The sequence below is a fragment of the Arthrobacter sp. B1I2 genome, assembly GCF_030816485.1.
Classification (GTDB): domain Bacteria; phylum Actinomycetota; class Actinomycetes; order Actinomycetales; family Micrococcaceae; genus Arthrobacter.
The window spans coordinates 3,479,399-3,505,989 of the sequence record NZ_JAUSYC010000001.1 but is presented as its reverse complement, the minus strand read 5'-3'; the positions used below and the strand labels follow the sequence as shown (position 1 = coordinate 3,505,989).

Sequence of the window (26,591 nt, the reverse complement as noted above, 5' to 3'; positions counted from 1 at the left end):
AGCGCCGCCCGGGGACGCCCGCACTGCACTTCCGGAACAGCCCGGGAAGCCGCGCTGCGCCGGGCCGCTCCTGCCCGGGAATGCGGGTATCTGCGGCAACGCCGGTAAGAATAGTCCCATGGCACCTTTCCGGCGAGCGCGCCCTGCAATGACTGCATCCACCAGGGGTTCCGGCGGAATGTCGCCGGGGGCAAAGTGGGCCATTGGCGGTGCCATCGCCGGCGGATCGGTGGCAAGCCTGCTGGGAGCGGGTTCTTCCGCGCTCGCCGTGTACTTCGCGCGCCGCGTGATTACGCCCGCGCGGCAACGGGCGGCCGACAAGGAACTGCTGGCAGTGATCCGGGACGGGCAGAAGCAGCAGGTGATCCTGGCCGCCGACGACGACACCACGGTGGATGGGGTCTACGGATTCTTTTTCGACGACGGCGGCGGCCATGCGCGTATCGGCCGCATTGTTTCCTACTCACCCGCCGAACGGACGGTCCTGCGCGAGGTCGAAGCCGTTTACAGCGGTGACCTGTCCACTGCCCGCTGGGGATGGTGGAGCGGCGCTACGTACCCGGACCCTGCCGCCGTCGGGATTCCGGCCGAGGACGTGCTGATCCCGGTGGAGCGCGGCGAAGCGCCCGCCTGGCTGGTCCGCGCAAAGGGAACCGCACGGACGTGGGCCATCATGGTGCACGGGCGCGGCGCCACCCGGCAGGAAGCGCTGCGGGCAGTGGGGCCGGCGCTGGAACTGGGCCTGACCAGCCTGCTGGTGTCCTACCGCAACGACGGACTGGCGCCGTCCGCCGATGACGGACGCTATGGTCTGGGCTCAACGGAATGGCAGGACATCGAGGCCGCCATTGAGTACGCGCTGGCCCATGGTGCCGAAGAAATTGTCCTGTTCGGATGGTCCATGGGGGGGGCCATTTGCCTGCAGACCGCGGACCTTTCCCGGTACCGGCACCTGATCCGGGCCATGGTGCTCGACGCTCCCGTGATCGACTGGGTCACCGTGCTGGCGCACCATGCACAGCTGAACCGGATTCCGTCGCTGGTGGGCCGGTACGGGCAGTTGATGCTGGGCCACCCGCTGGGGCGCCGGCTCACCGGCCTTTCGGCGCCCGTGGACCTGAAAGTCATGGACTGGGTGTCCCGGGCCGTGGAACTGCGGACACCCACGCTGATCATCCACAGCGTTGACGACGAGTACGTTCCCTACGGACCCTCCGCGCAGCTGGCCGAGCGGAACCCGGACATGGTCACGTTCGAAACGTTCAGCCACGCACGGCACACCAAGGAATGGAACGTCGACCCCGGGCGCTGGGAACGGCTGGTGAAGGCATGGCTCCGGCAGCAGCTCGCGCCGCGCCTCAACCCGGGATCAGGGCCCACCCCGGGTTCGCTGGCCGGGCAGGCCCCGGCGGGGCTGTGACATGGTGAATCAACGCCGCACAGGAACCGTCATGGACCGCGGCAGGGACCTGGCCGCGGGGCTTTCGGGACTTGTGGCGGCAGCCCCGGGCGGGCTAACCCAGGCCTCGCACGCACCCTTTGACGGCACAGTGGTGGGTCACGTGCCCGTTTGCAACGCACACGACGTCGCTGCCGCCGTCGACACTGCCCGCCAGGCCCAGCGGCACTGGGCCGCTGTCCCGGTCGCGGAGCGCCGCGCCGTGCTCAGGCGCTTCCGGGGGCTGGTGCTGGATCTGGAGCAGGACATCCTGGACCTGGTGCAGGCTGAGAGCGGCAAGTCCCGGCTGAGTGCCTTCGAGGAGCTCGCGGACGTTGTCCTGACGGCGGACTATTATGAGCGGACCGCCGAAAGGTACCTTGGGCCACGCCGCCGGAAGGGCGCCGCCCCGGTCCTGACCCGCACCACCGAATACCGCATTCCCAAGGGAGTGGTGGGTGTCATCAGCCCCTGGAACTACCCGCTTACCCTTGCGGCCTCGGACGCAATCCCGGCACTGCTGGCCGGGAACGGCATTGTCCTGAAGCCGGATTCACAGACACCCTTCACCGCGCTGCTGATGCTCAAGCTGCTCCGGCAGGCGGGCCTTCCCGCGGACTTGTTCCAGATCATCACCGGGCCCGGCACTGCCATTGGCCCCGCCTTGATTGAGCGGGTCGATTTCCTGATGTTCACCGGATCCTCAAAGACCGGCAAGACCGTGGCCCGGCAATGCGCTGAGCGGCTGATCGGCTTCTCCGCCGAACTCGGCGGCAAGAACCCCATGCTGGTGCTGGCCGACGCCGATGTCGGCAAAGCCGCCGCCGGCGCGCTGCACGCCTGCTTTTCCAACTCCGGACAGCTCTGCGTCAGCATCGAACGGATCTACGTGCACGATGACGTCCATGACAGCTTCCTGGCCGCGTTCGTGGCCGGGGCGAAGGGCATCCGCATGGGTCCCGGAGCGGAATGGCACATCGGCATGGGATCCCTCATCAGCGCGGCGCAGCTTGAGCGGGTGGACCGCCACGTCCAGGATGCGCTCGCCAAAGGCGCGCAACTGCTCACCGGCGGACGGCGGCGGCCGGACCTGGGGCCGTTGTTCTACGAGCCAACGGTTCTGACGGGAGTCACGGAGGATATGCTGCTCGCCCGGGAAGAGACGTTCGGGCCGGTGGTGGCGGTTTACCGGGCGGGGGACGACGACGAAGCCGTCGCCCTGGCCAACGATTCCGACTTCGGACTGAACGCCAGCGTCTGGTCCGCCCGGCACGGCGAGGCGGTGGCCCGCAGGCTCCTGACGGGCACCGTCAACGTCAACGAAGGCTATGCAACCACCTGGGCATCCCATGATGCGCCGATCGGGGGCATGAAGGACTCCGGCGCCGGCCGCCGCCACGGACGGGAAGGCATCCTCAAATACACCGAGCCGCAGACCATCGCCGTGCAGCGGCTGCTCCGCGTCGCGCCCGTGCCCGGCATGTCCAACCAGGCTTACGCACGAATCATGAAGGGGGCCATCACGTTGATGGGCGGCTTTCCCCGGACCGGCAGGACGACGGCCGTGCTGCCGGAACACGTGCCCCGGAAACCCCAGGAGAACTGACATGCCCAAAGGAACGCGGCTTTCCGGCGCAACAGTGTTGATCACGGGAGGTGGAAGCGGTCTGGGCCGGCGCATGGCGCTCGGAGCCGCCCGGAGGGGCAGCCGGGTGGTCATCTGGGATGTGGATGCCGAACGGTGCGCAGCAGTGCGCGACGAAATCCGTGCTGCCGGCGGCTCGGCGGAGGCCCAAACGGTGGACGTCACGGACCGGGAGGCGGTGAAGGCTGCCGCGGTTGTTGCCGGACCGGTGGATGTCCTGGTCAACAACGCCGGCGTGGTCAGCGGCCGCCAACTCCTCGACGCCACGGACGAAGCCATCGAACGGACCATGAAGGTCAACGTCATGGCCCTGTACTGGGTCACCCGCGCCTTCCTCGGCGGCATGGCGAGCCGACGGCGGGGAACAGTGGTCACGGTTGCCAGTGCTGCCGGCCTGGTGGGCGTCGCCCGCCAGACCGACTATTCCGCCAGCAAGTTTGCCGCCTTCGGATTCAACGAGTCACTCCGCGCCGAGCTCCGCGCCGGAAAAACCGGGGTCAACACGCTGGTGGTGTGCCCCTATTACATCGATACCGGGATGTTCGACGGCGTCCGGACGCGCTGGCCGCGGCTCCTTCCCATCCTCCAGGAAGAGCAGGTGGCAACCAAGGTCCTGGACGCCATCGCGGCCGGGCGCCGGAAGCTGGTCCTGCCGCCCATTGTGAACCTGCTTCCGGCCCTGCGGATCCTTCCGGTGGGCGTCTTTGACCGGCTCATGGACGTGCTGGGAGTCAACCGGACCATGGACCACTTCACCGGCCGCCCGGCAGGCACGCGGGGGAGGCCGCCCGCTGGTCCTGGCACCTGAAGGGGACCGTTGGCCCTACCGGTTGCCGGGAAGCTGCCCTAGCGTCAGGTGCAAGGGGGGACCAGCCGGGAAAGAGAAACGGGGCCCCAAATGCGTTTGACAAGGCGACAACTTCTGCAGGCCGGCGCCGCAGCCGGCGCAGGTGTCCTGACCCAGGGTTATGGACCAGGCACAGGCCGGGCATTGGCAGCTCCGTCAGCCGGCATTTTTACCGAGCAGCTTCCCACCCTGGCCGACCTGGGCGTCATGGATATGCGGGCCGGCGGCAACCTTCAGCTGTTTGTCCGCAATGCCCGCCACAGTTTTGGAGCGCAACTGGGCCGGACCGACACGCTGGCATATCAGGAAGCCACCTCGTCCCGGAGCTACCTCGGCCCGGTCATCATCGCCCAAAAGGGCACACCCCTCAGCCTCACTGTGCACAATGACATGAAACGGCATCCCCTTGCCTTTGCCATCGACCCCGAACTGGTTCCGCACGGCAGCAACGACGCCAAATCTCCCAGGACGGCCCTCCACCTGCATGGCGGCAACACCAGCCCAACGTCCGACGGCGGCCCGGGGCAGGCCTTCCGTCCCCGCACTTCGTACACCTATCACTACGGCAACATCCAGGACGCCGCCGGCCTCTGGTACCACGACCATGCGCTGGGTATCACCCGCCTGAATGTCTACGCCGGGCTGGCCGGCGGCTACTTGCTCCGGGACACCCCGGGCCCCGGCGGTACGGGCATCGACACGGGCGACGGGACGCACCTGCCGCCGCCGCCCTACGAGGTTCCCCTGGTCATCCAGGACAGGATGTTCAACCCGGATGGCTCGTTTGCCTACCCGCCGAACCCGGACCTCAAGGGACCGGACGGCCGCCCGCGCCCCTGGGCGCCCGAATTCTTCGGTGATGTGGCCACCGTCAACGGTAAATGTTGGCCCAACCTTGACGTGGCCCGCGGGAAGTACCGCTTCCGGATGTTCAACGGCTCCAACGCCCGGTTCTACGACTTCAAGTTCGCCGCCGACGGGTCCGCACTGGCCTTCCACCAGATTGGGTCCGACGGCGGCCTGCTCGACGCTCCGGTCCGGCTCGACAGGCTGGTGATGGGACCCGGTGAACGGGCAGACATCGTGGTGGACTTCGCCCGGCTCAAGGCCGGTTCCCGCGTGGTTCTGCGCAACAGCGCCCGGGTGCCCTATCCTGACGGCCTTGGCGGCCTCCCCCTCCCGCAGATCATGCAGTTCACCGTGCTGGCGGAGCGCGGCTACACGGCACCTTTGCCTGCCCGGCTCCGGTCCCGGCCCCTGACCAGGCTCCTGGACCTGCCCACCGAGGCCACGAGGTCCATGGCCCTGGTGGAAGTAGCGAATGCCGACGGCGTGCCCGTGATGGCCCTGCTGAACAACAGGAGGTTCGACAGCCCGGACATCACGGTGGTGCAGAGCGACACCCTGGAACAGTGGGAGCTCATCAACACCACCGTGGACGCCCACCCCATCCACCTGCATTTCACCCAGTTCCAGGTCCTGGACCGGCAAGGGTTTGACGTTGACGGCTATCTTGGAGCCACGGGTTACGTGGATGGCGGAACCGGGCTCGTCACGCCTGGCCGGGGGAACGCGGTACCGGTCGGGCCATTCCTGATTGGCAGGCCCAAGGGTGCGCCTCCAAATGAGCAGGGATGGAAGGACACCGTGGTGGCGATGCCGGGCGAAGTCACACGGATCCGCGTCCCCTTCGGCGCAGACGCGGCAGGAGGAGCCCCCCTGGCCATCGGCTCGTCCTTCAAGGGCGAATACGTTTGGCACTGCCACATCCTCGAGCATGAGGACAACGACATGATGCAGCGTTACGTCATCGGGTAGCGGCGCCTGCAGCCGGACAGCTGATGGGCGCGGCCACAGCGTTTGTCAGCCGCACCAGATCGGCCGGGGCGAGCTCAATGTCCAGTCCGCGCCGGCCCCCGGATACCAGCAGCGTGTCCAGGGCCAAAGCGGTGGAATCCAGCACCGTGGGGGAGGGTTGCCGCTGCCCGATCGGGGAGATGCCGCCCAGGACGTAACCGGTGCGGCGCTGGGCCGCGGCGGGATCGGCCATTGCGGCTTTCTTGGCCCCCAGTGCTGCCGCGAATGCCTTCAGGTCCAGGGTTCCGCTGACCGGAACAACGCCCACCGCGAGCCGGCCCTCCACTTCCACCATCAACGTCTTGAAGACCCGGGACGGATGGATGCCGAGGGCTTCGGCTGCTTCCGCGCCGTAGCTCGGGGCGGAAGGATCGTGGGTGTAGGGATGAACCACAAAGGGAACCCCGGCCGCGGTCAAGGCCGCTGTGGCCGGGGTTCCCTGGGAGTTGTTCCTGCGTGCCATGGGGGTGTTCAGGCGTTGGCGCGGGAGGCGGCGGCCACCTTGCGCTTGATCCTTCCCAGCATGGCGGTCATGCCCCTCATGCGCAGCGGCGTGATGGCCCGGGTGAGTCCCAGCAGTTCGGGCATGTCGTCCGGCACGGACAGGATCTCTTCGGCGGAGAGGCCGTCCAGGCCCTCGTGCAGGACGCCGGCAAAACCCCGTGTGGTGGGAGCCTCGGCCGGGGCCTTGAAGTAGAGCCGGACGCCGGCGGCAGCACCGGCGTCGTTGTTCTCCGTCTCAATGGTGAGGAAAAGCGGCGACTGGCACTCCACCACCTGCTCAAGGAGTTCGGGGTGGTCCTTGAGCCGGTCGGGGAGTTCGGGCAGGCCTTCCGAGAACTCCAGCAGCAGCTGCAGCCTCTCGGGTTCGGACAGGGCCTGGAAATCATCCACGATCGCCGCCAGGGCGGAAGGCAAAGCTTGAGTAGTCATCGTTCCAAGTCTACGCGGGCGGGCCGTAGGTCAGGCTCCGACGGCGACGGGAACGGAACCGCGCTCGGCACCCTTCACGATCGGTACGCGCACGGCGTTGCCCCACTCGGTCCAGGATCCGTCGTAGTTGCGGACGGAATCAAAGCCCAGGAGGTACTTCAGGGCGAACCAGGTGTGGCTGGAACGCTCGCCGATGCGGCAGTACGCCACCACGTCGTCGCCCTCGGACAGTCCGGCCTCGCCCAGGTAGATGGCCTCCAGTTCCTTCCTGCTGCGGAAGGTACCGTCCGCGGCTGCAGCACGGGCCCACGGGATGGACGCGGCGGTGGGGATGTGGCCGCCGCGCAGCGCACCTTCCTCGGGGTACGCGGGCATGTGGGTGCGCTGGCCGGTGTATTCCTCGGGGGAGCGGACATCGATGAGGGGCTTGCCCAGGTGCGCAAGGACGTCCTCCTTGAACGCACGGATGGGGGCGTCTTCACGCTCAACCACCGGGTAGTTGCCGGGCGCGGGCGCGGGCCTGTCCCTGGTCAGTTCCCGGCCTTCGGCAATCCACTTGTCCCGGCCGCCGTCGAGCAGCCGGACGTCCTGGTGGCCGAAGAGCGTGAAGACCCACAGGGCATAGGCGGCCCACCAGTTGGACTTGTCACCGTAGATGACCACGGTGCTGTCGCGGGAGATGCCCTTCGACGCCGCGAGCTCCGCGAAGGCGGTGCCGCTCACGTAGTCCCGGGTGACGTCATCGTTCAGGTCGGTGTGCCAGTCAATCTTGACGGATCCCGGAATGTGGCCGGTTTCGTACAGGAGCACGTCCTCGTCGGATTCCACCACGATGAGCTCGCCGTTTGCCACTGCGCCGCTTTCGATGGCGGCCGCGAGCCATTCGGTGGAAACGAGCCGCTCCGGGTGGGCGTAGGCTGCGAACATTTCATTCTGTTCAACCGGGTAGGGCATGAGGTTGGCCTTTCAGTAAGAGCGCGGGAGACCGCGGGACCGGCAATGGAACCTGTTCCCACCCTAGCCAGCGCCCCGGACGTTGTCCGTATTCCGTTAATAGGACGAAATGTTGCCTTGGTCACGCGAAGGCGCCGCGGAAGGGCGGTGCGCCCGGGTCCGGCCCGGGTTGCCGGTATCCTTTCTGGGGACCAACCACCAGCAGAACGGACCACCCTTGGTACAGATCGAACAGCTTGCCGCCCGCACTCCGGCAGTTTCGGTGGACGAACTCCTCAAGGGCTTCTACCCGTCGCCGCGGTTCGGCGAGGTGTCCTTTTCGAGCTACCGCCCCGATCCCAAGCAGCCCAGCCAGGCCGCGGCCGTGCGCGCCCTCCAGGGATTTGCCGACGGCGTGGGGTCGGGTAACGGAGGCGGGCTGTTCAAGAAGCTGTTCGGCAAGAAGGACGAATCCCGGGCAGGCATCTACCTGGACGGCGGCTTCGGCGTGGGCAAGACCCACCTGCTCGCGTCCCTGTGGCACGCAGCGCCGGGCCCGAAAGCCTTCGGCACGTTCGTGGAGTACACCAACCTGGTGGGGGCGCTGTCCTTCCGTAAAACAGTGGAGGCGCTGAGCAGCTACCAGCTCGTCTGCATTGACGAGTTCGAGCTGGATGACCCGGGCGACACCGTCCTGATGTCCCGGCTCATGCGCGAACTGGCCGACGCCGGCGTCAAGCTTGCGGCCACCTCCAACACGTTGCCCGGCTCCCTGGGCGATGGCCGCTTTGCCGCAGTGGACTTCCAGCGCGAAATCCAGGTCCTGGCCGACCAGTTCGACGTCGTCCGCATCGACGGCGAGGATTTCCGGCACCGTGGGCTCCCGGCCGCACCCGCCCCGCTCCGGAACAGCGAGCTCAATGCCCACATGAAGGCCGAGTTCGACGGCAAGACCGTGGCCCAGGACGAGTTCTCCACCCTGATCCACCACCTGGCCGGCGTGCACCCCAGCCGCTACCGGCAGCTGATCGACGGTATCGACGGCGTGGTGTGGCGCAACGTGGACACCATCAAGGAGCAGGCCGTCGCGCTGCGGTTCGTGGTCCTGGCGGACAGGCTTTACGACAAAGACGTTCCCATCCTGGCCAGCGGCGTCCCCTTCGACAAGCTGTTCACGGAGGAGATGATGACCGGCGGGTACATGAAGAAGTACTTCCGCGCCGTCTCCCGCCTCACCGCGCTGGCGCGGGAAGGCCAGAACCACGAACCCTCCTAGCGGGAGTTCTTCCGGGACGCCGGGCTGCGCCGCGGCTTCAGTGCCCACCGGACCGTGAGCCCGGCAACCAGCGCCCAGAACGCGGATCCTATGCCGGCAAAGGCCAGTCCCGAGGCTGCCATCAGGAACGTGACTGCCGGGGCTATGCGGTCTTCCGGGTCCGCCAGGGCAGCCGAAATTGCCGAAGCGAGGGTTCCAAGCAGGGCCAACCCGGCCACGGCTTCGAGCATCCCCGCCGGCGCCCGGCTCACCACCGACACCAGGGCAGCGGAAAAAGCAGCCAGCACCAGGTAGGCCAGCCCGGATGTGAAGCCGGCGACCCACCGTCTGCTCCGGCCGCTGCCCGCTTCCGCGCCCGCGGCAAGCGCCGCGCTGAGGGCTGCCAGATTGATGGCGTGGCCGCCGAACGGCGCTGCCGCAACAGTCCCCGCTCCCGTAACCAGCATCGCCGGCCGCCACGGGGTCTCATACCCGAATGACCGCAGGACGGCGACTCCGGGAACGTTTTGCGACGCCATGGTCACCACGAACAACGGGACAGCGATCCCCGCCAGGGCCTGCAGGCTGAACACGGGCGCAGTCCACGCGAGGGCGGGCATGAGGGCATCCGGGTCCACTGATGTCCCGGCCGACGCCAGGGAAATTCCGATCACGCCCAGGGCCGCAAGCAACGCTGCGGGCACCGCCCAGCGTGGGGCATACTTCATCATCGCCAGCCAGCAAAGGATCACCGGCGCCACGAACACAGGGACCGTGCCCAAGGCTTTGAAAGGCGCCAGGCAGAGTTGCAGCAGGACCCCGGCCAGCATGGCCTGCGCCAGGGAGGACGGGATGCGCGCCATCAGCCTGCCGAGCGATGGCACCAGACCGGTGAGGGACAGCAGCACACCCGCCGCGATGAAGGCCCCGACGGCGGCCGGCCACCCGCCGTCGGGCGTTCCCGATGCAGCAAGCAGCGCCGCGCCCGGCGTGGACCAGGCCAGTGTGACCGGCACCCTGGAGCGCCAGGCGAGAACCAGGACGCCAAGGCCGACCGCGAGGGTCAGGGCCAGCAGGCCGGACGCGGCCTGGGCGGGATCAGCACCCACCGCTTTGAGGCCGGCCAGGACCACGGCGAAGGATGAAGTGAAGCCCACCAGTGCGGTGACGATCCCGGCAACGATGGGCCGGGAGTCGATCCGGGCCTGGCCGGTCTTCGTTGCCTTGGAAGGTGCGGGGGACTTGGCCATACCGGCAGGGTACCGTCGCGGGTTCGGGAACCGGCAATCGGGGCTGCGAAGGCGCCGTTATCCGCCGGTGCCTGCTTTAGAAGCCGTCTTAAGACGCCAAAGGCGCGGGCGCCGCCTCGCGGCGGGACCCGCGCCCCGGTGACGTGCTAGGGCAAGGCCCTGGCCAAATCCTTTACGGAGCCCTGTCAACCGGCGGAACCGGATTTCCAGGAGCTGCCGGCGGAACCTGCCCGGCGGCAGGTGCCTGACCCGGGGTTCCGTTCTTGTCAATGAGCTTGGAAGCGCCATCCTGGACCTTGTCGACGTGGCCTGCGTACTTGCCGCCGGTCTTCGTGTCGACGAAATCGCCGGCCTTGCTGATGCCGTTCTTGATGGCCTGCTCGTTGCCGCGGATGAGACCCTGAGCCTTGCCCTTTAGATCGTCAATCAAACCCACGAGCACCTCCCTTCGATCGCGGAGCCAGATTGCTCCTCGCGCCTTCGATCCTATCGGGGCGCAGAAGGTGTGCCAAGGGAGTTCGCCTGCAGCGGATGCCGGAAACGAAAAAAGCAGCTCCGCAGAGCTGCTGTTCGTGTGGGCGATACTGGGATCGAACCAGTGACCTCTTCCGTGTCAGGGAAGCGCGCTACCGCTGCGCCAATCGCCCGGGACCGGAAGACCGGCTGATGGGATATAAGAGAGCGGACGACGAGATTCGAACTCGCGACATCCACCTTGGCAAGGTGGTGCTCTACCAGCTGAGCTACGTCCGCGTGTGCAGGATGTTCCGGTAAACCGGCTCTACTGCGGGCAAGTTGCCTTGCCAGTGGGCGATACTGGGATCGAACCAGTGACCTCTTCCGTGTCAGGGAAGCGCGCTACCGCTGCGCCAATCGCCCATTGAATCCGAAACATCCGGAAACCATGGTTTTCACCGAGGTGGGTACGGGATTCGAACCCGTGTATACGGCTTTGCAGGCCGCTGCCTCGCCTCTCGGCCAACCCACCGTGTTAGCGTCAATTCCGAAGAACCTTTGCTGTGACAGTGTCCTGCGAGCGGACGACGAGATTCGAACTCGCGACATCCACCTTGGCAAGGTGGTGCTCTACCAGCTGAGCTACGTCCGCATTTTGGAGGGCTGATTCCTTGCCGTTTCCGGCATTTCCTCGCGTTCCAACGAGTAAAAACAATATAGGAGGTTCGGGGATTCTCCAAATCGCCACGGCAGGTGACGGAGCGGCGGGCCCGCTTCCCTGCAACGGCGGGGATCTCAGGAGTTACAACTGTGTAATTTCCGACGGCGGAAGGCCGCCTCCCCGGCATGGCTGCAGTCCGCCGTGCTGCTTTTGACCGGTGCGGGCGAAAGAGCGGCGAGGGCGTGAAGCAGTTGCCCGCCCGTTTTTGGCGTGGCGTTTGCCGTAGCGCCGCCGATTTTTGAAATGGGGCAGAGGTGGGCTAGCATTCAAATGCATCGGGGCGATTGGCGCAGTGGTAGCGCGCTTCGTTCACACCGAAGAGGTCACTGGTTCGAACCCAGTATCGCCCACCGCAGAGGTCCGTTTCCGCTCATCAGCAGCGGAAACGGGCCTTTTTTGTGTGCGGCTCCTGCCCCGGAGCTTTTGTCGGCCCCCTGTGAAAGAGTCTTTTGTATGACTGATCCGCTTCTCGCCCACGCTACCGACTACGGCCGGATGTACGCACGGTCAACGTCTGAGCAGTTTTCGGTACCTTCCATCACCACCGTCATCAGCCAGCAGCCGCACGGCCTTGACGGCTGGTTCGGCTACATGGGTGCCAGCAGCCTTGCGAAGGATCCACTGCTCTCGGACTGCCTGGGGAGCCCTGCCAAGATCAAGCAGGCCATCAACCGCGCGGCCAAGGCTGCCGAAACCTATCGGGACGATGCCGCCAGGCGCGGGGACCGCGTCCACAACTACTGCGAGCAGGTGGCACTCCGCGCGCTGGGCCGCCCCCACGGCATGAAGGAAGCCCGGGAGGCGTTGGCCGCGAACGGTGAGGAGGCCTTCGCCGTCCGGTTCGACGAGTGGTGGGAGCTGTACCGGGTGGAACCCATTGCCCCGGAAATCACGGTCTGGAACAACTCGGTGGGATACGCGGGGACCCTTGACCTCGTGGCCCGGATCAACGGACGTATTTGCCTGATCGATTACAAGACCAAGGGCACAACCCGGGACGGGCAGGTCAAACCGCTGGATGACAAAGTGGTGATGCAGCTGGTGGCCGGCATGAAGGCGGAGGAAAGCCTGGTTGATCCGGAGGCTGGAACCTGGGAGCCCTGGAAGTATGGCGAAAACCCGGTCCTGCTGGCCGTCGCGATCGGCGAGACCGAGGTCCGGCCCGTGCGCGCCAACCCCGAGGTCCTCAAGCACCACTGGTGGAAGTTCTGCGCCCTGCGCCGGGTCTGGGAACTGAACGCGGACACCATCAGCGCAGGCACCGCGCTGCTGCCCATCGCGCCCCCGCCGCTGGCCCAGGCCCGGACCGCCTGACGGCGGATCGACCTGAAGAGACTGCACCTAAACTGGATAGGTTCCCTTTGCCGCCAACCGTGAGGACAAACAGAGCATGGCTATTCTGAATATCCGCATCATTGGGGATCCTGTGCTGCGCACAGTTGCCGATCCCGTGACGGAATTCGGACCCGAGCTTGCCAAACTGGTCGCCGACATGACCGAAACCATGGAGGACGTGGACGGCGCCGGTCTTGCCGCTCCGCAGATCGGCATCAGCAAGCGTGTTTTCACCTATCGCATCGACGGCGTTGAAGGGCACATCATCAACCCGGTCCTGGAAAACAGCGCGGACTACCAGCCGGACCAGGTGGAAGGCTGCCTGTCCATTCCGGGCCTCGGTTTCCCCGTGCGCCGTTTCCGCGCCACCCGGGTCACCGGCGTGGACATGCACGGCAACCCGGTGTCCGTCGAGGGCGAGGGGATGCTGGCGCGCTGCTTCCAGCATGAAAATGACCACCTGGACGGCATCCTCTATACCGATCGACTTGAGGGGGAGGACCGGAAGGCCGCGCTGCGGTCCATCCGCAACGCCAATTACGACGCCGTGACCGAGCGCACCACAGCCAAGCGCGCCAAGAGTGTCGGGTCGAGTTTTGGCGGGGCCAGCTTTGGCGGAACCAGCACCCCCGGCTCCAGTTTCGGCGCAGCCGGGTGAGGGTCCTTTTCGCGGGAACACCCGCCGTCGCTGTGCCCTCCCTGGACGCCCTCGTTGGTGCCGGCTTCGACGTCGTGGCGGTCCTGACCCGTCCCGATGCTCCGATAGGCCGGAAACGCGTGCTGACGCCGTCGCCCGTTGCGCAACGGGCCGCGGAACTGGGTATTGATGTCATCCGTGCCGCACGCGTCGACGATGCCGCCATTGCCGGCATCTCCGCCGTGCAGCCGGACGTCGCCGCCATCGTTGCCTACGGCGGGCTGGTTCCCCCTGCCGCCTTGGGCATCCCCCGGCACGGCTGGGTCAACCTGCATTTCTCCCTGCTGCCCGCCTGGCGCGGGGCGGCGCCCGTCCAGCGGTCCGTCATGGCCGGAGACGACGTCACCGGTGCCGTTACTTTCCGGCTCGAGGAAGGCCTCGACACCGGTCCCGTCTACGGCACCCTGACCGAAGCCGTCAGGCCCCAGGACACCGCAGGAGACCTGCTTGAGCGGCTGTCCCGCAGCGGCGCGGTCCTGCTGGCCCAGACGCTCTCAGCCATCGACGCCGGAAAAGCGTCGCCGCAGCCGCAGGTTGGCGAGGTTTCGCTCGCCCCGAAACTGACCTTGCAGGACGGCCGCCTTAACTGGGCACATCCGGCCCTTGCCATCAGCAGGCAGGCACGCGGCGTCACCCCTGAACCCGGCGCCTGGACCCTGCTGGACGGGCAGCGGGTCAAGCTCGAGCCGGTCCGGCTCCGGCCGGATATTCCAGGACTTGCCCCGGGCTCTTTGGCATTGCAGGGGAAAGCCGTGCTGGTGGGAACAGGTTCGCACGCCGTGGAACTCACCCGGATCCAGCCGGCAGGGAAAAAGATGATGGCTGCAGCCGACTGGGCACGTGGCATGGCTTCACTGGAGAGTGTGGTGTTCGAATGAGCGGGTCCGGCGGCAATACAGGTGGACGGAATACAGGCGGAGCGGGAAGCGCCGGCGGGCGCGGCAGCACCGGGAAAAGCGGACAGGGCGGCAGCGGCGGAGCTGCCGGCGGCCGCGGCGGGAGTGGATCCCCTGGGGCCGGCAGGCGGGACGCCAAGGGGCGGGAACGCAACCGCGGGCCGCAGCGGAGCTTTACCGGGCAGGCGCCGTCGCAGCGGACCAGGCGCGCCGATCCCGCCCGCCTGGTTGCCTTCGAAGTGCTTCGCGCCGTGGCCGAGGAGGATGCCTACGCCAACCTGGTGCTGCCCGCACGGATCCGGCACCACCGCCTGGACAGGCGGGATGCCGGCTTCGCCACTGAACTCAGCTACGGCGCCCTGCGCAGCCAGGGCACCTACGACGCCATCCTCGCCCGGTGCGTGGACCGGCCTCTGGCGAAGCTTGACCCGGCCATCCTCGACGCCCTCCGCATCGGTGCCCACCAGCTGTTGGCCATGCGGGTCCCGGCCCACGCCGCACTGGACCAGACCGTGGGGCTCGCCCGTGCCGTCATCGGAGCGGGCCCTTCGGCACTGATCAATGCCGTCCTCCGCAAGGTCAACGCCCACCCCCTTGAAGAATGGCTGGACCTGCTGGTGGACGGCGAAACCGACGAGACCAGGATCGCCTCGCTCAGGTACGCCCACCCGGAGTGGATTGTCCGGGCCATGCGCCAGTCGCTTGTGGCGCACGGCCGGCCCGCGGCAGAGATCAACGAACTGCTGGAAGCGGACAACGCCGCCCCGGTGGTCAATCTCGTGGCCCTGCCGGGGCTGGGCAGCCTGGACGAGGCGCTGGAAAACGGTGCCGCCCCCGGGGAACTGGTGGAAGGCTCCGCACTCTCCAGCGGTGGCGACCTGGGCCGCCTGGCGTCCGTGCGCGCGGGCACCACGCGGGTGCAGGATGTGGGCTCCCAGCTGGTGGCCAGGGCCTTGGCCGCGGTGGACCTCGGCCAGGCAGTGGGCGGTTCCGGCTACGGTGCCGGCACGGAAATTCCGGCATCGGCCGGTGCCGGCACGGGCGCTGACGGTGCAGCGTATGCTGCTGACGCTGAAGCGTGGCTCGATCTCTGCGCGGGCCCCGGGGGGAAAGCCGCGCTCCTTGGCGCGCTGGCGCACCAGCGCGGCGCCACGCTTCTTGCGAACGAGCCTGCCCCGCACCGTGCAAAGCTGGTCAGCCAGGCATTGTCCGCCATACCGCACGGCAGTTGGCAGGTCCGGACCGGGGACGGCCGCGAAGTGGGGGCCGAACAGCCGGAACAGTACACCCGCGTACTGGTGGACGTTCCCTGCACCGGCCTGGGAGCTCTTCGCCGCAGGCCGGAGTCCCGGTGGCGGCGCTCGCCCAAGGACATCACGGACCTGGGCCCGCTGCAGCGGGAACTGCTGGCCTCCGCCCTGGCGGCGGTTCGGCCCGGGGGAGTGGTGGCCTATGTGACCTGCTCCCCGCATCCGGCAGAAACCACGGCAGTTGTGGCTGATGTCCTCCGGAAGCGCACCGACCTGGAACTCCTTGACGCCGGGGCGGCCCTAGACGCAGTCAGCCTTACCGGAAACCTCGGTGCGGGCCATGAGCTGACCGCCCAGCTTTGGCCGCACATCCACCACACCGATGCCATGTTCCTGGCCCTGATCAGGAAGAAAGCCTGATCCGGAAGAAAGCCCGGCTTTCCAACCTGTGGGCAACGAGTCCGCCCTGCCATCGGCGGCCCGGAACAGCTCCACGAGACCAACGCACCTTCAGCGAAAGGCAACCCTGTGACGCAATGCTGCATCAACCCGAGCATCCTCTCCGCCGATTTCGTCAACCTTGAGGCCGAACTGCAGCGGATCAGCAATGCCGACGCCGTGCACGTGGACGTCATGGACAACCACTTCGTGCCCAACCTGACCCTCGGGCTGCCGGTGGTGCAGCGGATCCAGGCCGTCAGCCCGGTTCCGCTCGACGCCCACCTGATGATTGCCGACGCAGACCGCTGGGCGCCGGGGTTCGCCGATGCCGGCCTGGCATCGGTCACCTTCCACGCCGAGGCATCCATTGCGCCCATCAAGCTGGCGCGGGAACTGCGCAGCAGGGGATCCAAAGCGGGCATGGCCCTCCGGCCCGCCACCCCCGTGGAACCGTACCTGGACATGCTGCCGGAACTGGACATGCTGCTCATCATGACGGTGGAACCGGGCTTCGGTGGCCAGGCGTTCCTGGACCTCACCCTGCCGAAAATCCGCCGGGCCCGCGCCGCCGTGGAAGGTTCCGGACTGGGAGTGGCCATCCAGGTGGATGGCGGGATCACCGAAGAAACCATCGCCCGTGCCGCTGAAGCCGGCGCCAATGTCTTTGTTGCCGGTTCAGCCGTCTATGGCGCCGACGATCCTGCCGCAGCCATCGACCTGCTGCGCAGCAAGGGCAGCCGGACATTACGCGCGGCGACGGAATAAGCGGGAGCCCCTGCCGGTTATGGCACAATAACAACACACATACGTGCTCCGGGGTCGGTGTAAGTCCGAACCGGCGGTTACAGTCCGCGACCCGCGAGCCGGCGTCCTCCACGGAGGATTCCGGCAGACGGTTGAACCGGTGGAATTCCGGTACCGACAGTTAAAGTCTGGATGAGAGAAGCACGTACAGCTGTATTTGCGCAGCCCTCGGCCGCGCAACGTTCTGCTGTCGTATATCCCCGGAGCCATCGCGGTTCGACAGGGAAGGAACGACACGAATGAACCCCCAGCGATGGCTCTTTGACGCCGAAAGTCCTGCCGCTTCAAAGGCAGGCCCCAACTCCGCCACGGCCGCCGCATGACGGGCGCCGTGGAACTGCATCCCGCCGCCGGGGTGGTCACCGCCTTCAGCGCAGACGAAACCCGCGCCATGGAGCACGCCTTGCAGGCGGCCCTCCAGGGTCCGCGCGGTGCGAACCCCCTGGTGGGCGCCGTTGTCGTCAGTCCTGACGGCCGCCAGCTCGTCACCGGCTACCACCGCGGTGCCGGCACGGCACACGCCGAGGCGGACGCAATTGCCCAGGCAGCCGCCGTCGGCCTGGACCTATCCGGCTGCACCATGGTGGTCACGCTGGAACCCTGCAACCACGTGGGCCGCACCGGCCCGTGCGCGGAAGCGATCATCGCAGCCGGGATCACGGACGTGGTGTACGCGGTCGACGACCCCCACGACCCCGCTGCCGGGGGCGCTGCAACACTGCGCACGGCCGGCGTGCGGGTCCGCAGCGGCCTCGGCGCCGACGAAGCCCTTGACCTGAACCGCCAATGGTTTGAGGCAGTAGCCGAGAAACGCCCGTTCGTCACCCTCCACATCGCGCAGACCCTGGACGCCCGCATAGCTGCCGAGGACGGCACCAGCCAGTGGATTTCCAGCCCTGAGTCGCTGGCGGACAACCACGGCATCCGCAGCCGTATCGACGCCATCCTGGTGGGCACCCAGACCGTGCTGGTGGACAACCCCCGCCTGACCGCCCGGGAACCCTCCGGCGGTACTGCACCCAAACAGCCGGTACGGGCCGTCATGGGACTCCGCGGGATTCCGGACGGAGCCGCGATCCTTGGCGATGACGGACTGGCCGTCCACCTTCCCACCCGCGACCCCCGGGAAGCGTTGACCATGCTGTACAAAGCCGGCACCCGGCACGTCATGGTTGAAGGCGGCTCAAGGATCCTCAGTTCCTTCCTCACGGCGGGCCTGGTTGATGAACTCATCGTGTACCTGGCCCCCACGCTGCTGGGATCCGGCACCCCCGCCCTGAACGGGCTGGGCATCACGAGCCTCCCGGACGCCCAGCAATGGGAATGGGACGCGGCCGACGGCGGCGCCGTCCGAACGCTCGGCCGGGACCTCAGGCTTCACCTCAGACCGCAACGAAAAGTTGCACTCGACCACCCACCAACCCGCGGTACCGCGGAGCAAGCCCAGGGAGGCTACTGATGTTCACCGGAATTATTGCCGAGCAGGGGCAGGTGCTGTCCGTAGAGCGCGACGGGAACACCAGCGCCACAGTCCGGCTGCACGCCCCCGCCTCCACCGATGGCCTTGCACTCGGCGGCTCCATCGCCGTGAACGGGGTCTGCCTCACGGCAACCGCAATCGACGGCAAAGAGTTCAGCGTGGACGTCATGGGGGAAACCCTTGTCCGCAGCACCATCGGCGAACTCGTTGCCGGGGATTCGGTCAACCTGGAGCGCTGTGTTCCCGCAGGCGGCCGCCTCGACGGGCACGTGGTGCAAGGCCATGTGGATGGTGTGGGAGTCCTGCTGGAACGGGAACCCCAGGGCAACTGGGAGCGGCTGCGCTTCGGCGTTCCCACCAACCTGGCCCGGTACATTGCCGAGAAGGGCTCCATCGCCATCGACGGCGTCTCCCTCACGGTGACGGCTGTCAGCCCGGCCCCCGAGCCGGAACCCTGGTTCGAAGTAGGGCTGATCCCCACCACCCTGGCCGAAACCGGCCTGGGCACCAGGACCACCGGCAGCCGCGTGAACCTGGAGGTCGATGTCCTGGCCAAGTACACCGAACGGCTGCTTGCCTTCCGCGACGCCGGCGCAGCAGCCGGCACCGGCGAAGCCGCGGTTGCCGGAGGTGCCCGGTGAACGCCGCGGTACGCCTGGAACCGGCCGTTGCCGCTGGTCCCGCCACCAGCGAGCCTGGATCACCTGGACGCCCGGCCGCACCTGCTGCCAGGGGACTGGACTCCATCGAGGACGCAGTGCGTGCCATGGCCGCAGGCCGCCCCGTGCTCGTCGTCGACAATGAGGACCGCGAAAACGAAGGCGACATCATCTTCGCCGCCCAGCATGCCACGCCGGCCCTGATGGGCTGGACCATCCGGTACAGCTCCGGCGTGATCTGCGTGCCGCTGACCGGAGACCGTGCCGACGCCTTGGCGCTGCCTCCCATGACGGCCATCAACGAGGACGCCAAAAGCACGGCGTACACCGTGTCCTGCGACGCCGCCATCGGGGTCAGCACGGGAATCTCCGCCACGGACCGGGCCTTGACCGCCCGCGTACTGGCGGACCCTCAGGCCGGTCCTGCCTCCGTGACCCGCCCGGGGCATATTTTCCCGCTCCGTGCAGTTGACGGTGGTGTGCGGGAACGCCAGGGCCACACCGAGGCCGCGGTGGACCTGTGCCGCCTTGCGGGCCTGGAGCCCGTGGGAGTGATCGCGGAAGTGGTGTACGACGACGGCGAAATGATGCGCCTGGACGGGCTCCGTTCGTTCGCGGCGGAACATGGATGCCCCCTGATCTCCATTGAGGACCTGGTGGCGTATCTTGAAGCCGGGGCCGGGGGAGCCCTGCGTGAGGATGTCCGGGTAACCCCGGGCGAAGAGAAGGAGAAACGATGACGGCAGCGGCAGGCAGCGACGACAGCCACCAGAACGGCCATCGGAAGCACCATGCGGTGTCCGCCGAGGCGCCCCATCCCGTCAGCGCAGGTCCCGTCGTGCAGCTGCCCACCGCCTTCGGCGAGTTCGTGGCGCAGGCATGGACGGACCTGGTGACCGGTGTGGAACACCTGGCCGTCAGTTCCCCCAACGCCCCCAGTGACGGTAAAGCCCCCCTGGTGCGGCTGCACTCCGAATGCCTCACCGGAGATGTCTTCGGTTCCTACCGCTGTGACTGTGGCGAACAGCTTGCCTACGCGCTGGAACTGATCCGGGACAACGGCGGCACCCTGCTCTACCTGCGCGGCCAGGAGGGCCGCGGGATCGGCCTTGCCAACAAGATCAAGGCCTACGCCCTGCAGGAAGCAGGCTTCGACACCGTGGAAGCCAACGAGCAGCTCGGCCTGCCCGTCGACGCCCGGTGCTACAAGGCTGCGGCACAAATCCTCGCCGAAATGGGCCTGCACGAAGTGCGGCTGCTGAGCAACAACCCGGATAAGCAGAACCGGCTGGCCAGGGCAGGAGTAAAGGTCGTGGAGATGGTCCCCACCGAGGTCCCGTCCCGCGAACAGAACATCCGGTACCTCCGCACCAAAAAGGACCGGATGGAACACCGGCTGCTCCTGGACACCCAGGTGGCTCCGGTACCCGTCCCAGCCCCCGAAATACCTTTCGACCACGAACAAGACTGAACTCCCCAAGACTGAACTACCCAAGACTGAACTACCCGAGACTGAACGGAACAGAAGAACCCATGAGCGGACACGGCGCCCCCGACATTGACCTCAGCACCCTCAACCCGGCCGGGACCTCGCAGCTGAAGCTGGCGATCGTCGCCGCCAGCTGGCACACGCAGATCATGGACGGGCTCCTGGACGGTGCGCTCCGGGCCGCCAAGGACGCCGGCATCGCAGAGCCCACCGTGCTGCGCGTTCCGGGCAGCTTCGAGCTTCCGGTTGCTGCTGCGCGACTGGCGCCGCACTTTGACGCCGTCGTTGCCCTCGGCGTCGTGATCCGCGGCGGAACCCCGCACTTTGACTACGTATGCCAGGCCGCGACGTCGGGCCTCACCGACGTCAGCGTACGCACCGGCGTGCCGGTGGGCTTCGGCGTGCTCACCTGCGACAACGAACAGCAGGGCCTGGACCGCGCCGGCCTGCCCGGCTCCAAGGAAGACAAGGGCCATGAGGCCGTAACCGCCGCCCTGGCCACCGCCGTGGTCCTCAAGCAGTACAGGAGCTAGGCACCCTGCTGCGTACGGGCGCGGTGTGTATTCGCTCACATCGCGCCCGTCATGCAAGCGCCCGGGAAGCGCCGCTGCGGCCGCAGCAAGTAGGCTGGAGGGCGTGAAGAATTTCGAGACGCTGTTCGCTGAGCTCAGCGAGAAGGCAGCCACCCGCCCGGAAGGCTCCCGCACCGTCGCTGAATTGGAGTCCGGTGTTCACGGCATCGGCAAAAAAGTCGTTGAGGAAGCAGCCGAAGTGTGGATGGCTGCCGAATATGAATCCGATGAAGCGGCGGCCGAGGAAATCTCCCAGCTGCTGTACCACCTGCAGGTTCTGATGCTCGCCAAAGGCCTGACCCTGGAAGACGTCTACAAGCATCTGTAGCCACCGGTCCGGCGCGTGCCCGCCCGACCCACTGTGGCCTGACTGCCTGAAATTTTAGACCTTCCACCCCAGAAAGAATTCCCCATGCTGCGAGTAGCCGTCCCCAACAAGGGCTCCCTGTCCGAAGCCGCCTCCGCCATGCTCTCCGAAGCCGGATACCGCCAGCGCCGCGACAGCCGCGAACTGGTCATGGTGGACCCCGACAACGACATCGAGTTCTTCTTCCTGCGCCCCCGCGACATCGCGGTGTACGTCGGCCAGGGAACGCTCGACGTCGGCATCACCGGCCGTGACCTGCTGCTGGACGCAGGGGTGGAAGCCGAAGAGCTGCTGCCGTTGGGGTTCGCCGCTTCCACCTTCCGCTTTGCCGGACCGGTGGGCGACTTCAGCTCCGCTGCCGAGCTGGACGGCAAGCGCCTTGCCACCAGCTACGACGGCCTGCTGCGCAACTACCTCGCCGAACGCGGCATCAACGCCAAAGTGGTCCGGCTCGACGGGGCAGTTGAATCCTCGGTTCGCCTCGGCGTCGCGGACGCCATCGCCGACGTCGTGGAAACCGGCAACACCCTCAAGGCCGCCGGCATGGAAATCTTCGGCGACCCCATCCTCAAATCCGAGGCCGTCCTGATCCGCCGCACGGGCAACGGGGGCGCGGCCAACGGCACGGCCAGGGAAATCGACGTCCTCATCCGCCGACTCCAGGGAGTCCTGGTGGCCCGTCAGTACGTGCTGATGGACTACGACATCCGCAAGGAGCTCGTGGAGAAGGCAGCCGGCCTGACACCGGGCCTCGAATCGCCCACGGTCTCGCCGTTGCGTGACTCCGACTGGGTAGCCGTCCGGTCCATGGTGCCCCAGAAGGAAACCAACCGGATCATGGATGAACTGTACGACCTCGGCGCCCGCGCCATCCTGGTCAGCAGCATCCACGCCTGCCGCATCTAACGCGGCGCGCAGCAACCACCAAAGACTTCAGGAGTTCCCATGGCAGTAGCAGTACGGGTCATTCCCTGCCTTGACGTCGACGCCGGGCGCGTCGTCAAGGGCGTCAACTTCGAGGGCCTCCGCGATGCCGGCGACCCCGTGGAACTCGCCCACCGCTACGATAACGCCGGCGCCGACGAACTGACGTTCCTTGACGTCACGGCGTCCTCGGGCAACCGCGAGACCACGTTCGACGTTGTCCGCCGCACCGCCGAGGAAGTCTTCATTCCGCTGACTGTGGGCGGTGGCGTCCGCGGTGTGGCCGAGGTGGACAAGCTCCTGCGCTACGGCGCGGACAAGGCGTCCATCAACACCGCGGCTGTTGCCCGGCCGGACGTCATCGACGAAATCACCCGGCACTTCGGTTCCCAGGTGCTCGTCCTGTCCGTTGACGCCAGGCGGACCCGCCCCGGGTCCCAGCCCACGCCGTCGGGATTCGAAGTGACCACACACGGCGGGCGCACCGGCACCGGGATCGACGCCATCGAATGGGCCAGGGAAGCAGCCGGGCGCGGGGTGGGCGAGATCCTGCTGAACTCCATTGACGCTGATGGCACCAAGGACGGCTTCGACCTCGAACTCATCAAACTGGTTCGCGCGGCAGTCAAGGTCCCCATCATCGCCTCCGGCGGCGCGGGGGAGCCGGCGCACTTCCCCGCGGCCGTCGCAGCCGGTGCGGACGCTGTCCTGGCGGCCTCGATTTTCCACTGGGGACCGGACAACATGATGACCCAGGTCAAGGACGCCATCCGCGCGGCAGGCTTCGAGGTCCGCTAAGTTCAGAGCCCTACTTCAGCTGACTGGAGGAGGGCGACGGCGTCGGGCTGGCCTTCGAAGGTGACCAGGGCGTGGCGGGTGCGGCCGTGGGCGTGCATCAGCAGTTCACCCGGCTCGCCAACGATTGCCACCGAGACGGGTGCGCGCTTGGCAACATGGCGCGGCCCGGACGGACGGACCAGGACGATGCCCAGATCCACGCCGCGGTACAGGATGGCAGCACGCTTGACCAGTTCGTCCCACAGTGCGTCCGAGTAAGCCTCATCAAGTGCCCTGGGTGCCCACCGGTCCACGGCCCGCCGGACGTCCTCGGTGTGCACGAAGTACTCGATCAGGTTGGCACTCTCGTCCAGTGCCTTGATGTTCATCGGCGAGAGCGCCGGCGGACCGGCGCGGAAGGTGTTCACCAGCCGCGCGTAGTCCTCGTTGCTGGTCAGCTTCGCCGCGAGCTTGGCGGTTGCCTGGTCGGATGCCTTGGCCAGGCGCTTGATGATCAGTCCGAGCCCGACTGCCGCCTTCCGCTCGCGCAGGTACAGGTGCGCGGCAAGGTCCCTGGTGCGCCAGCCCTTGCACAGCGTGGGCGCATCAGGGCCGGCCGCCAGCAGGGTTTCGGCCAGGACTTCTCGGGACGGTTCGACGAAATGCATCACTTGGAAAACTAGCACGAGAGGCGCGGAGTTGGGCAGCACTGCAGGGGCCGGTGGTGTGCCGTTGTTCACAACAGGAGGACGGGCACGTGAAGGCACTAGACTTGACCCGATGTCTGAGCAGCCAACCCCCGTCCCAGCCGCAGGATCCGCCGTGTCCGCGTCCGTGAAGTCCGTGCCGTCGTCGTCCGCGGAATCCGGCCCCGCAGCACCGCTTGCCGGCCCGCTTCCTGGGGAGGTGGCCGCGGCGCTCAAGCGCGACGGCGCAGGCCTGGTGGCCGCGGTGGTGCAGCAGTACGACACCAACGAAGTCCTGATGCTCGGCTGGATGGACGACGAGGCCCTGCACCGCACCATGACCACCGGCCGCGTGACGTTCTATTCCCGCTCACGCCAGGAGTACTGGCGCAAGGGTGACACCTCCGGGCACGTCCAGTGGGTCAAATCCGTGGCCATGGACTGCGACGGCGACGCACTGCTGGTACGCGTGGACCAGGTGGGTGCCGCCTGCCATACGGGTACCCGCACCTGCTTCGACGGCAGGGACCTGGACGTGGTGGCAGGCCAGGCAGGCTAAGCCGAATAGGCTGCCCGGCCGGCGTCCCCATCCGGCCGTGGCCAACCCAGCAAGCACACTCAAGGTGTCCGGCACGGCCGGCCCTTTCGAAGAACAGGCGGACAAGCATAGCCATGCAGGACCTTGGAACCATCAGCCCAAGCCTCGAGGAATTCCGGGAACTCGCCGGCCACAGCCGTGTCATCCCCGTCAGGCTCAAGGTCCTCGCCGACGCCGAGACCCCGATCGGCCTGTACCGGAAGCTGGCCCAGGGGCAGCCCGGCACCTTCCTGATGGAATCGGCGGCGGTAGGCGGAGCCTGGTCCCGCTACTCCTTCATCGGCGCCAGGTCCCGCGCCACCTTGACCACCAAGGATGGCCAGGCGCACTGGCTGGGCGAACCGCCTGCAGGCGTTCCGGTGGGCGGCAGCCCCGTTGATGCCGTCCGCGACACCATTGACGCCCTGCGCACCGACCGGTTCGACGGGCTGCCGCCCTTCACGTCCGGCCTGGTGGGGTTTCTGGGCTGGGAAACCGTCCGGCATTGGGAACGGTTGGTCAGCCCGCCGGAGGACGACCTGCAGCTGCCGGAAATGGCCTTGAACCTCGTCACCGACATGGCCGTGCATGACAACGTGGACGGCACGGTCCTGCTCATTGCCAACGCCATCAACTTCGACAACAGCTCCGAGCGCGTGGACGAGGCCTGGCACGACGCCGTGGCCCGGGTCAAGGAGCTCCTGGCACAGATCAGCACCCCCGTGGTGCAGCCGGTCTCCGTTCTTGCACCGGCGGCCCTGGACTTCGCGTCCAGCGTCCAGGAACGCTGGGACGAGGCCGAGTACCTCGCCGCACTGGACCGCGGCAAGGAAGCCATCGTGGACGGCGAGGTCTTCCAGGTGGTCATTTCCCGGCGTTTCGAGATGGAGTGCCAGGCCTCGGCCCTGGACGTGTACCGCGTCCTGCGCAACACCAACCCCAGCCCGTACATGTACATCTTCAGTCTGGCCGATGCCGACGGCCGGGAATACTCCATCGTGGGATCCTCGCCCGAAGCCCTCGTCACCGTGACGGGCGAGGAAGTCATCACCCACCCCATCGCGGGTTCCCGTCCGCGCGGGAAGACCGTGGAAGCGGACAAGGCCCTTGCCGAGGAGCTGCTCGCGGACCAGAAGGAACGCGCCGAGCACCTGATGCTGGTGGACTTGTCCCGCAACGACCTCTCCAAGGTCTGTGTGGCCGGCACCGTGGATGTCACCCAGTTCATGGAGGTGGAGCGCTTCAGCCACATCATGCACCTGGTGTCCACCGTGGTGGGCCGGCTCTCCCCGCAGGCCAAAGCCTATGACGTGCTGAAGGCAACCTTCCCGGCCGGCACCCTTTCGGGTGCCCCCAAGCCCAGGGCGCTGCGCCTCCTCGACGAGCTGGAACCGCACCGCCGCGGCATTTACGGCGGCGTGGTGGGCTACCTGGACTTCGCCGGTGACATGGACATGGCCATCGCCATCCGGTCGGCCCTGATCCGGGAGGGACGCGCCTACGTGCAGGCCGGCGGCGGCATCGTGGCTGACTCGGTGAACCCCACCGAGGCCCTGGAAACCGTCAACAAGGCCGCCGCTCCGCTGCGCGCAGTGCACACGGCCGGATCGTTGCACAACATCTCCGCGGAATCGCTCCCCGGCGGGACGGCTTCCTGATGTCGGATGCCGGGGTTGCGGCAGGGCAGGCAGGAAAGGCCGAAAAGGCCAGGGCCACGCCGGTCTGGGCGCGCAGGTCGACGCTGGTGCTGTTGATCACCCTCCTGGCGCTGGCTGCGTTCGGCACCACCACCCAGACCTGGATGACGGCCACGCTGGATCCCAATCAGATGGGCCAGGCGGGAGCCGGCCAGAGCGCCATCCAGGTCCAGGGCAGCAAGGCCGCCACCACCGTCACGGCCCTGGCCCTGGTGGCCCTGGCCGGCGGGCTCGCGGCGGCCATTGCCGGCAGGATCGCCCGGTGGGTCATCACCGCCATCATTGTCTTTGCCTCAGCAGGCGTGGTGACGGCCGCAGCCACCGTCCTGGCCGACCCGCTCGCGGCCGCGCAGGGGTCCATTGCAGCTGCCACGGGTGTGTCGGGCAGCCAGGCGCGCGTGGACCTCACGCCCTTCCCGGTGCTCGCCGTCGTCGCCGGCTGCGTCCTCGCCCTGGCAGCCCTGCTGATCCTGCCTGCGTCCCGTTACTGGAAGACACGCACCAAATATGACGCGGCCGGCGCCGCGGGGACTGCGCCGGCGGCTGGCCCGGTGGACGAGATTGACAGCTGGGACCGGCTTTCCCGCGGCGAGGACCCCACCTAA

Annotated in this window: 27 protein-coding genes, 6 tRNA genes and 1 riboswitch; of the genes, 22 read left to right on the top strand and 11 right to left on the bottom strand. The window is 67.3% G+C overall.

Translation table 11 applies throughout. The features are described 5' to 3' along the window. Positions 1-148 precede the first annotated feature (148 nt). From QFZ57_RS16375 to QFZ57_RS16360, 4 genes are all read left to right on the top strand, one after another. On the top strand, positions 149-1,420 hold the full coding sequence (locus QFZ57_RS16375) for an alpha/beta hydrolase family protein (protein WP_306631569.1): 1,272 nt from the start codon (positions 149-151) through the stop codon (positions 1,418-1,420). A 31-nt stretch (positions 1,421-1,451) separates the two neighbouring features. Further along, positions 1,452-3,044 carry a succinic semialdehyde dehydrogenase gene (locus QFZ57_RS16370; RefSeq protein WP_306900962.1) on the top strand — a complete coding sequence of 531 codons (1,593 nt, stop codon included), beginning with the start codon at positions 1,452-1,454 and terminating at the stop codon, positions 3,042-3,044. Between the two features lies 1 nt (position 3,045). Continuing rightward, positions 3,046-3,891 (top strand): SDR family oxidoreductase, encoded by an 846-nt coding sequence (locus QFZ57_RS16365; RefSeq protein WP_306900960.1) that lies wholly within the window; start codon positions 3,046-3,048, stop codon positions 3,889-3,891. A gap of 183 nt (positions 3,892-4,074) precedes the next feature. Beyond that, entirely contained in the window at positions 4,075-5,748 is a 1,674-nt protein-coding gene (locus QFZ57_RS16360) for a multicopper oxidase family protein (protein WP_306900959.1), read from the top strand. Here the strand turns inward: QFZ57_RS16360 and ybaK are convergent. From ybaK to QFZ57_RS16345, 3 genes are read right to left on the bottom strand one after another with little or no spacing between them, the layout of a single operon-like run. Continuing rightward, entirely contained in the window at positions 5,738-6,250 is a 513-nt protein-coding gene (gene ybaK, locus QFZ57_RS16355) for a Cys-tRNA(Pro) deacylase (RefSeq protein ID WP_306631566.1), read from the bottom strand. The genes QFZ57_RS16360 and ybaK overlap by 11 nt on opposite strands. 8 nt (positions 6,251-6,258) lie before the next feature. Continuing rightward, the gene (locus tag QFZ57_RS16350; protein ID WP_306631565.1) at positions 6,259-6,720 is read right to left on the bottom strand and encodes a SufE family protein; all 462 of its coding nucleotides are present in this window, start codon (positions 6,718-6,720) and stop codon (positions 6,259-6,261) included. A gap of 30 nt (positions 6,721-6,750) precedes the next feature. After that, the gene (locus QFZ57_RS16345) at positions 6,751-7,674 is read right to left on the bottom strand and encodes a sulfurtransferase (RefSeq protein ID WP_306900958.1); all 924 of its coding nucleotides are present in this window, start codon (positions 7,672-7,674) and stop codon (positions 6,751-6,753) included. A gap of 217 nt (positions 7,675-7,891) precedes the next feature. On the opposite strand from QFZ57_RS16345, the gene zapE reads away from it, so the two are divergent. Continuing rightward, positions 7,892-8,929 (top strand): cell division protein ZapE, encoded by a 1,038-nt coding sequence (zapE, locus tag QFZ57_RS16340; RefSeq protein WP_306631563.1) that lies wholly within the window; start codon positions 7,892-7,894, stop codon positions 8,927-8,929. Here the strand turns inward: zapE and QFZ57_RS16335 are convergent. The 7 genes from QFZ57_RS16335 to QFZ57_RS16305 all read right to left on the bottom strand — a co-directional run bounded on the left by QFZ57_RS16335 (position 8,926) and on the right by QFZ57_RS16305 (position 11,266). Continuing rightward, positions 8,926-10,158: a benzoate/H(+) symporter BenE family transporter gene (locus QFZ57_RS16335; RefSeq protein WP_306900957.1), complete on the bottom strand. Its 1,233-nt coding sequence runs from the start codon at positions 10,156-10,158 to the stop codon at positions 8,926-8,928. The two genes, zapE and QFZ57_RS16335, sit on opposite strands and share 4 nt — an antisense overlap. 172 nt (positions 10,159-10,330) lie before the next feature. Next, on the bottom strand, positions 10,331-10,600 hold the full coding sequence (locus QFZ57_RS16330) for an antitoxin (protein WP_373461261.1): 270 nt from the start codon (positions 10,598-10,600) through the stop codon (positions 10,331-10,333). Positions 10,601-10,733: 133 nt separating this feature from the next. Next, positions 10,734-10,805, bottom strand: a tRNA-Val gene (locus tag QFZ57_RS16325). Positions 10,806-10,838: 33 nt separating this feature from the next. Further along, positions 10,839-10,911: transfer RNA gene (locus tag QFZ57_RS16320), tRNA-Gly, on the bottom strand. Between the two features lie 54 nt (positions 10,912-10,965). Continuing rightward, positions 10,966-11,037: transfer RNA gene (locus QFZ57_RS16315), tRNA-Val, on the bottom strand. A gap of 38 nt (positions 11,038-11,075) precedes the next feature. After that, positions 11,076-11,146, bottom strand: a tRNA-Cys gene (locus tag QFZ57_RS16310). 47 nt (positions 11,147-11,193) lie between these two features. Further along, positions 11,194-11,266 (bottom strand) — tRNA-Gly (locus tag QFZ57_RS16305). A gap of 347 nt (positions 11,267-11,613) precedes the next feature. Here QFZ57_RS16305 and QFZ57_RS16300 point away from each other — a divergent pair. From QFZ57_RS16300 to hisF, 14 genes are all read left to right on the top strand, one after another. Next, positions 11,614-11,685: transfer RNA gene (locus tag QFZ57_RS16300), tRNA-Val, on the top strand. A gap of 103 nt (positions 11,686-11,788) precedes the next feature. Beyond that, positions 11,789-12,649 (top strand): cytochrome, encoded by an 861-nt coding sequence (locus tag QFZ57_RS16295; protein WP_306900956.1) that lies wholly within the window; start codon positions 11,789-11,791, stop codon positions 12,647-12,649. A 76-nt stretch (positions 12,650-12,725) separates the two neighbouring features. After that, a complete protein-coding gene (gene def / locus QFZ57_RS16290) occupies positions 12,726-13,328 on the top strand; it encodes a peptide deformylase (protein ID WP_306631559.1) in 603 nt (200 codons plus the stop codon). Continuing rightward, positions 13,325-14,245 (top strand): methionyl-tRNA formyltransferase, encoded by a 921-nt coding sequence (fmt, locus tag QFZ57_RS16285; protein ID WP_306900955.1) that lies wholly within the window; start codon positions 13,325-13,327, stop codon positions 14,243-14,245. Before def ends, fmt begins: the two co-directional genes overlap by 4 nt. Beyond that, complete coding sequence (locus QFZ57_RS16280) at positions 14,242-15,933, top strand: RsmB/NOP family class I SAM-dependent RNA methyltransferase (RefSeq protein WP_306900954.1); 1,692 nt, start codon at positions 14,242-14,244, stop codon at positions 15,931-15,933. Before fmt ends, QFZ57_RS16280 begins: the two co-directional genes overlap by 4 nt. 108 nt (positions 15,934-16,041) lie before the next feature. Continuing rightward, entirely contained in the window at positions 16,042-16,719 is a 678-nt protein-coding gene (gene rpe, locus QFZ57_RS16275) for a ribulose-phosphate 3-epimerase (RefSeq protein WP_306631556.1), read from the top strand. A 39-nt stretch (positions 16,720-16,758) separates the two neighbouring features. Further along, positions 16,759-16,907, top strand: a riboswitch (FMN riboswitch). Positions 16,908-17,077: 170 nt separating this feature from the next. Then, the gene (gene ribD, locus QFZ57_RS16270) at positions 17,078-18,217 is read left to right on the top strand and encodes a bifunctional diaminohydroxyphosphoribosylaminopyrimidine deaminase/5-amino-6-(5-phosphoribosylamino)uracil reductase RibD (RefSeq protein WP_306900953.1); all 1,140 of its coding nucleotides are present in this window, start codon (positions 17,078-17,080) and stop codon (positions 18,215-18,217) included. Then, entirely contained in the window at positions 18,217-18,879 is a 663-nt protein-coding gene (locus QFZ57_RS16265) for a riboflavin synthase (protein WP_306631554.1), read from the top strand. Before ribD ends, QFZ57_RS16265 begins: the two co-directional genes overlap by 1 nt. Beyond that, the gene (gene ribB / locus QFZ57_RS16260) at positions 18,876-19,637 is read left to right on the top strand and encodes a 3,4-dihydroxy-2-butanone-4-phosphate synthase (RefSeq protein ID WP_306631553.1); all 762 of its coding nucleotides are present in this window, start codon (positions 18,876-18,878) and stop codon (positions 19,635-19,637) included. Before QFZ57_RS16265 ends, ribB begins: the two co-directional genes overlap by 4 nt. Further along, a complete protein-coding gene (gene ribA, locus QFZ57_RS16255; protein ID WP_306631552.1) occupies positions 19,634-20,368 on the top strand; it encodes a GTP cyclohydrolase II in 735 nt (244 codons plus the stop codon). Before ribB ends, ribA begins: the two co-directional genes overlap by 4 nt. Positions 20,369-20,430: 62 nt before the next feature. Continuing rightward, a complete protein-coding gene (ribH, locus tag QFZ57_RS16250) occupies positions 20,431-20,919 on the top strand; it encodes a 6,7-dimethyl-8-ribityllumazine synthase (protein ID WP_306900952.1) in 489 nt (162 codons plus the stop codon). Positions 20,920-21,022: 103 nt separating this feature from the next. After that, the gene (locus tag QFZ57_RS16245) at positions 21,023-21,286 is read left to right on the top strand and encodes a phosphoribosyl-ATP diphosphatase (protein WP_009358176.1); all 264 of its coding nucleotides are present in this window, start codon (positions 21,023-21,025) and stop codon (positions 21,284-21,286) included. 84 nt (positions 21,287-21,370) lie between these two features. Then, positions 21,371-22,231 (top strand): ATP phosphoribosyltransferase, encoded by an 861-nt coding sequence (gene hisG / locus QFZ57_RS16240; RefSeq protein WP_306900950.1) that lies wholly within the window; start codon positions 21,371-21,373, stop codon positions 22,229-22,231. Positions 22,232-22,270: 39 nt separating this feature from the next. Beyond that, on the top strand, positions 22,271-23,047 hold the full coding sequence (hisF, locus tag QFZ57_RS16235; RefSeq protein ID WP_306900949.1) for an imidazole glycerol phosphate synthase subunit HisF: 777 nt from the start codon (positions 22,271-22,273) through the stop codon (positions 23,045-23,047). Between the two features lie 2 nt (positions 23,048-23,049). Here the strand turns inward: hisF and QFZ57_RS16230 are convergent, their stop codons facing one another. Then, complete coding sequence (locus tag QFZ57_RS16230) at positions 23,050-23,694, bottom strand: TIGR03085 family metal-binding protein (protein ID WP_306631548.1); 645 nt, start codon at positions 23,692-23,694, stop codon at positions 23,050-23,052. 112 nt (positions 23,695-23,806) lie between these two features. On the opposite strand from QFZ57_RS16230, the gene hisI reads away from it, so the two are divergent. The 3 genes from hisI to QFZ57_RS16215 all read left to right on the top strand — a co-directional run bounded on the left by hisI (position 23,807) and on the right by QFZ57_RS16215 (position 26,591). Further along, positions 23,807-24,271 (top strand): phosphoribosyl-AMP cyclohydrolase, encoded by a 465-nt coding sequence (gene hisI, locus QFZ57_RS16225; protein WP_306631547.1) that lies wholly within the window; start codon positions 23,807-23,809, stop codon positions 24,269-24,271. A gap of 113 nt (positions 24,272-24,384) precedes the next feature. After that, positions 24,385-25,947: an anthranilate synthase component I gene (locus QFZ57_RS16220; protein ID WP_306900948.1), complete on the top strand. Its 1,563-nt coding sequence runs from the start codon at positions 24,385-24,387 to the stop codon at positions 25,945-25,947. Continuing rightward, complete coding sequence (locus QFZ57_RS16215; protein WP_306631545.1) at positions 25,947-26,591, top strand: Trp biosynthesis-associated membrane protein; 645 nt, start codon at positions 25,947-25,949, stop codon at positions 26,589-26,591. The genes QFZ57_RS16220 and QFZ57_RS16215 overlap by 1 nt, the downstream gene beginning before the upstream one ends.

What these genes read in the sequence shown, in the direction of transcription:
- QFZ57_RS16220 (WP_306900948.1), top strand. Translation starts at nt 24,385, where the DNA reads ATGCAGGACCTTGGAACCATCAGCCCAAGCCTCGAGGAATTCCGGGAA.
- ybaK (WP_306631566.1), bottom strand. Translation starts at nt 6,250, where the DNA reads ATGGCACGCAGGAACAACTCCCAGGGAACCCCGGCCACAGCGGCCTTG.
- QFZ57_RS16335 (WP_306900957.1), bottom strand. Translation starts at nt 10,158, where the DNA reads ATGGCCAAGTCCCCCGCACCTTCCAAGGCAACGAAGACCGGCCAGGCC.
- hisG (WP_306900950.1), top strand. Translation starts at nt 21,371, where the DNA reads ATGCTGCGAGTAGCCGTCCCCAACAAGGGCTCCCTGTCCGAAGCCGCC.
- QFZ57_RS16215 (WP_306631545.1), top strand. Translation starts at nt 25,947, where the DNA reads ATGTCGGATGCCGGGGTTGCGGCAGGGCAGGCAGGAAAGGCCGAAAAG.
- ribA (WP_306631552.1), top strand. Translation starts at nt 19,634, where the DNA reads ATGACGGCAGCGGCAGGCAGCGACGACAGCCACCAGAACGGCCATCGG.
- hisF (WP_306900949.1), top strand. Translation starts at nt 22,271, where the DNA reads ATGGCAGTAGCAGTACGGGTCATTCCCTGCCTTGACGTCGACGCCGGG.
- QFZ57_RS16295 (WP_306900956.1), top strand. Translation starts at nt 11,789, where the DNA reads ATGACTGATCCGCTTCTCGCCCACGCTACCGACTACGGCCGGATGTAC.
- QFZ57_RS16230 (WP_306631548.1), bottom strand. Translation starts at nt 23,694, where the DNA reads ATGCATTTCGTCGAACCGTCCCGAGAAGTCCTGGCCGAAACCCTGCTG.
- QFZ57_RS16345 (WP_306900958.1), bottom strand. Translation starts at nt 7,674, where the DNA reads ATGCCCTACCCGGTTGAACAGAATGAAATGTTCGCAGCCTACGCCCAC.
- def (WP_306631559.1), top strand. Translation starts at nt 12,726, where the DNA reads ATGGCTATTCTGAATATCCGCATCATTGGGGATCCTGTGCTGCGCACA.
- QFZ57_RS16375 (WP_306631569.1), top strand. Translation starts at nt 149, where the DNA reads ATGACTGCATCCACCAGGGGTTCCGGCGGAATGTCGCCGGGGGCAAAG.
- QFZ57_RS16365 (WP_306900960.1), top strand. Translation starts at nt 3,046, where the DNA reads ATGCCCAAAGGAACGCGGCTTTCCGGCGCAACAGTGTTGATCACGGGA.
- ribH (WP_306900952.1), top strand. Translation starts at nt 20,431, where the DNA reads ATGAGCGGACACGGCGCCCCCGACATTGACCTCAGCACCCTCAACCCG.
- QFZ57_RS16280 (WP_306900954.1), top strand. Translation starts at nt 14,242, where the DNA reads ATGAGCGGGTCCGGCGGCAATACAGGTGGACGGAATACAGGCGGAGCG.
- hisI (WP_306631547.1), top strand. Translation starts at nt 23,807, where the DNA reads ATGTCTGAGCAGCCAACCCCCGTCCCAGCCGCAGGATCCGCCGTGTCC.
- QFZ57_RS16370 (WP_306900962.1), top strand. Translation starts at nt 1,452, where the DNA reads ATGGACCGCGGCAGGGACCTGGCCGCGGGGCTTTCGGGACTTGTGGCG.
- QFZ57_RS16350 (WP_306631565.1), bottom strand. Translation starts at nt 6,720, where the DNA reads ATGACTACTCAAGCTTTGCCTTCCGCCCTGGCGGCGATCGTGGATGAT.
- QFZ57_RS16265 (WP_306631554.1), top strand. Translation starts at nt 18,217, where the DNA reads ATGTTCACCGGAATTATTGCCGAGCAGGGGCAGGTGCTGTCCGTAGAG.
- ribD (WP_306900953.1), top strand. Translation starts at nt 17,078, where the DNA reads ATGACGGGCGCCGTGGAACTGCATCCCGCCGCCGGGGTGGTCACCGCC.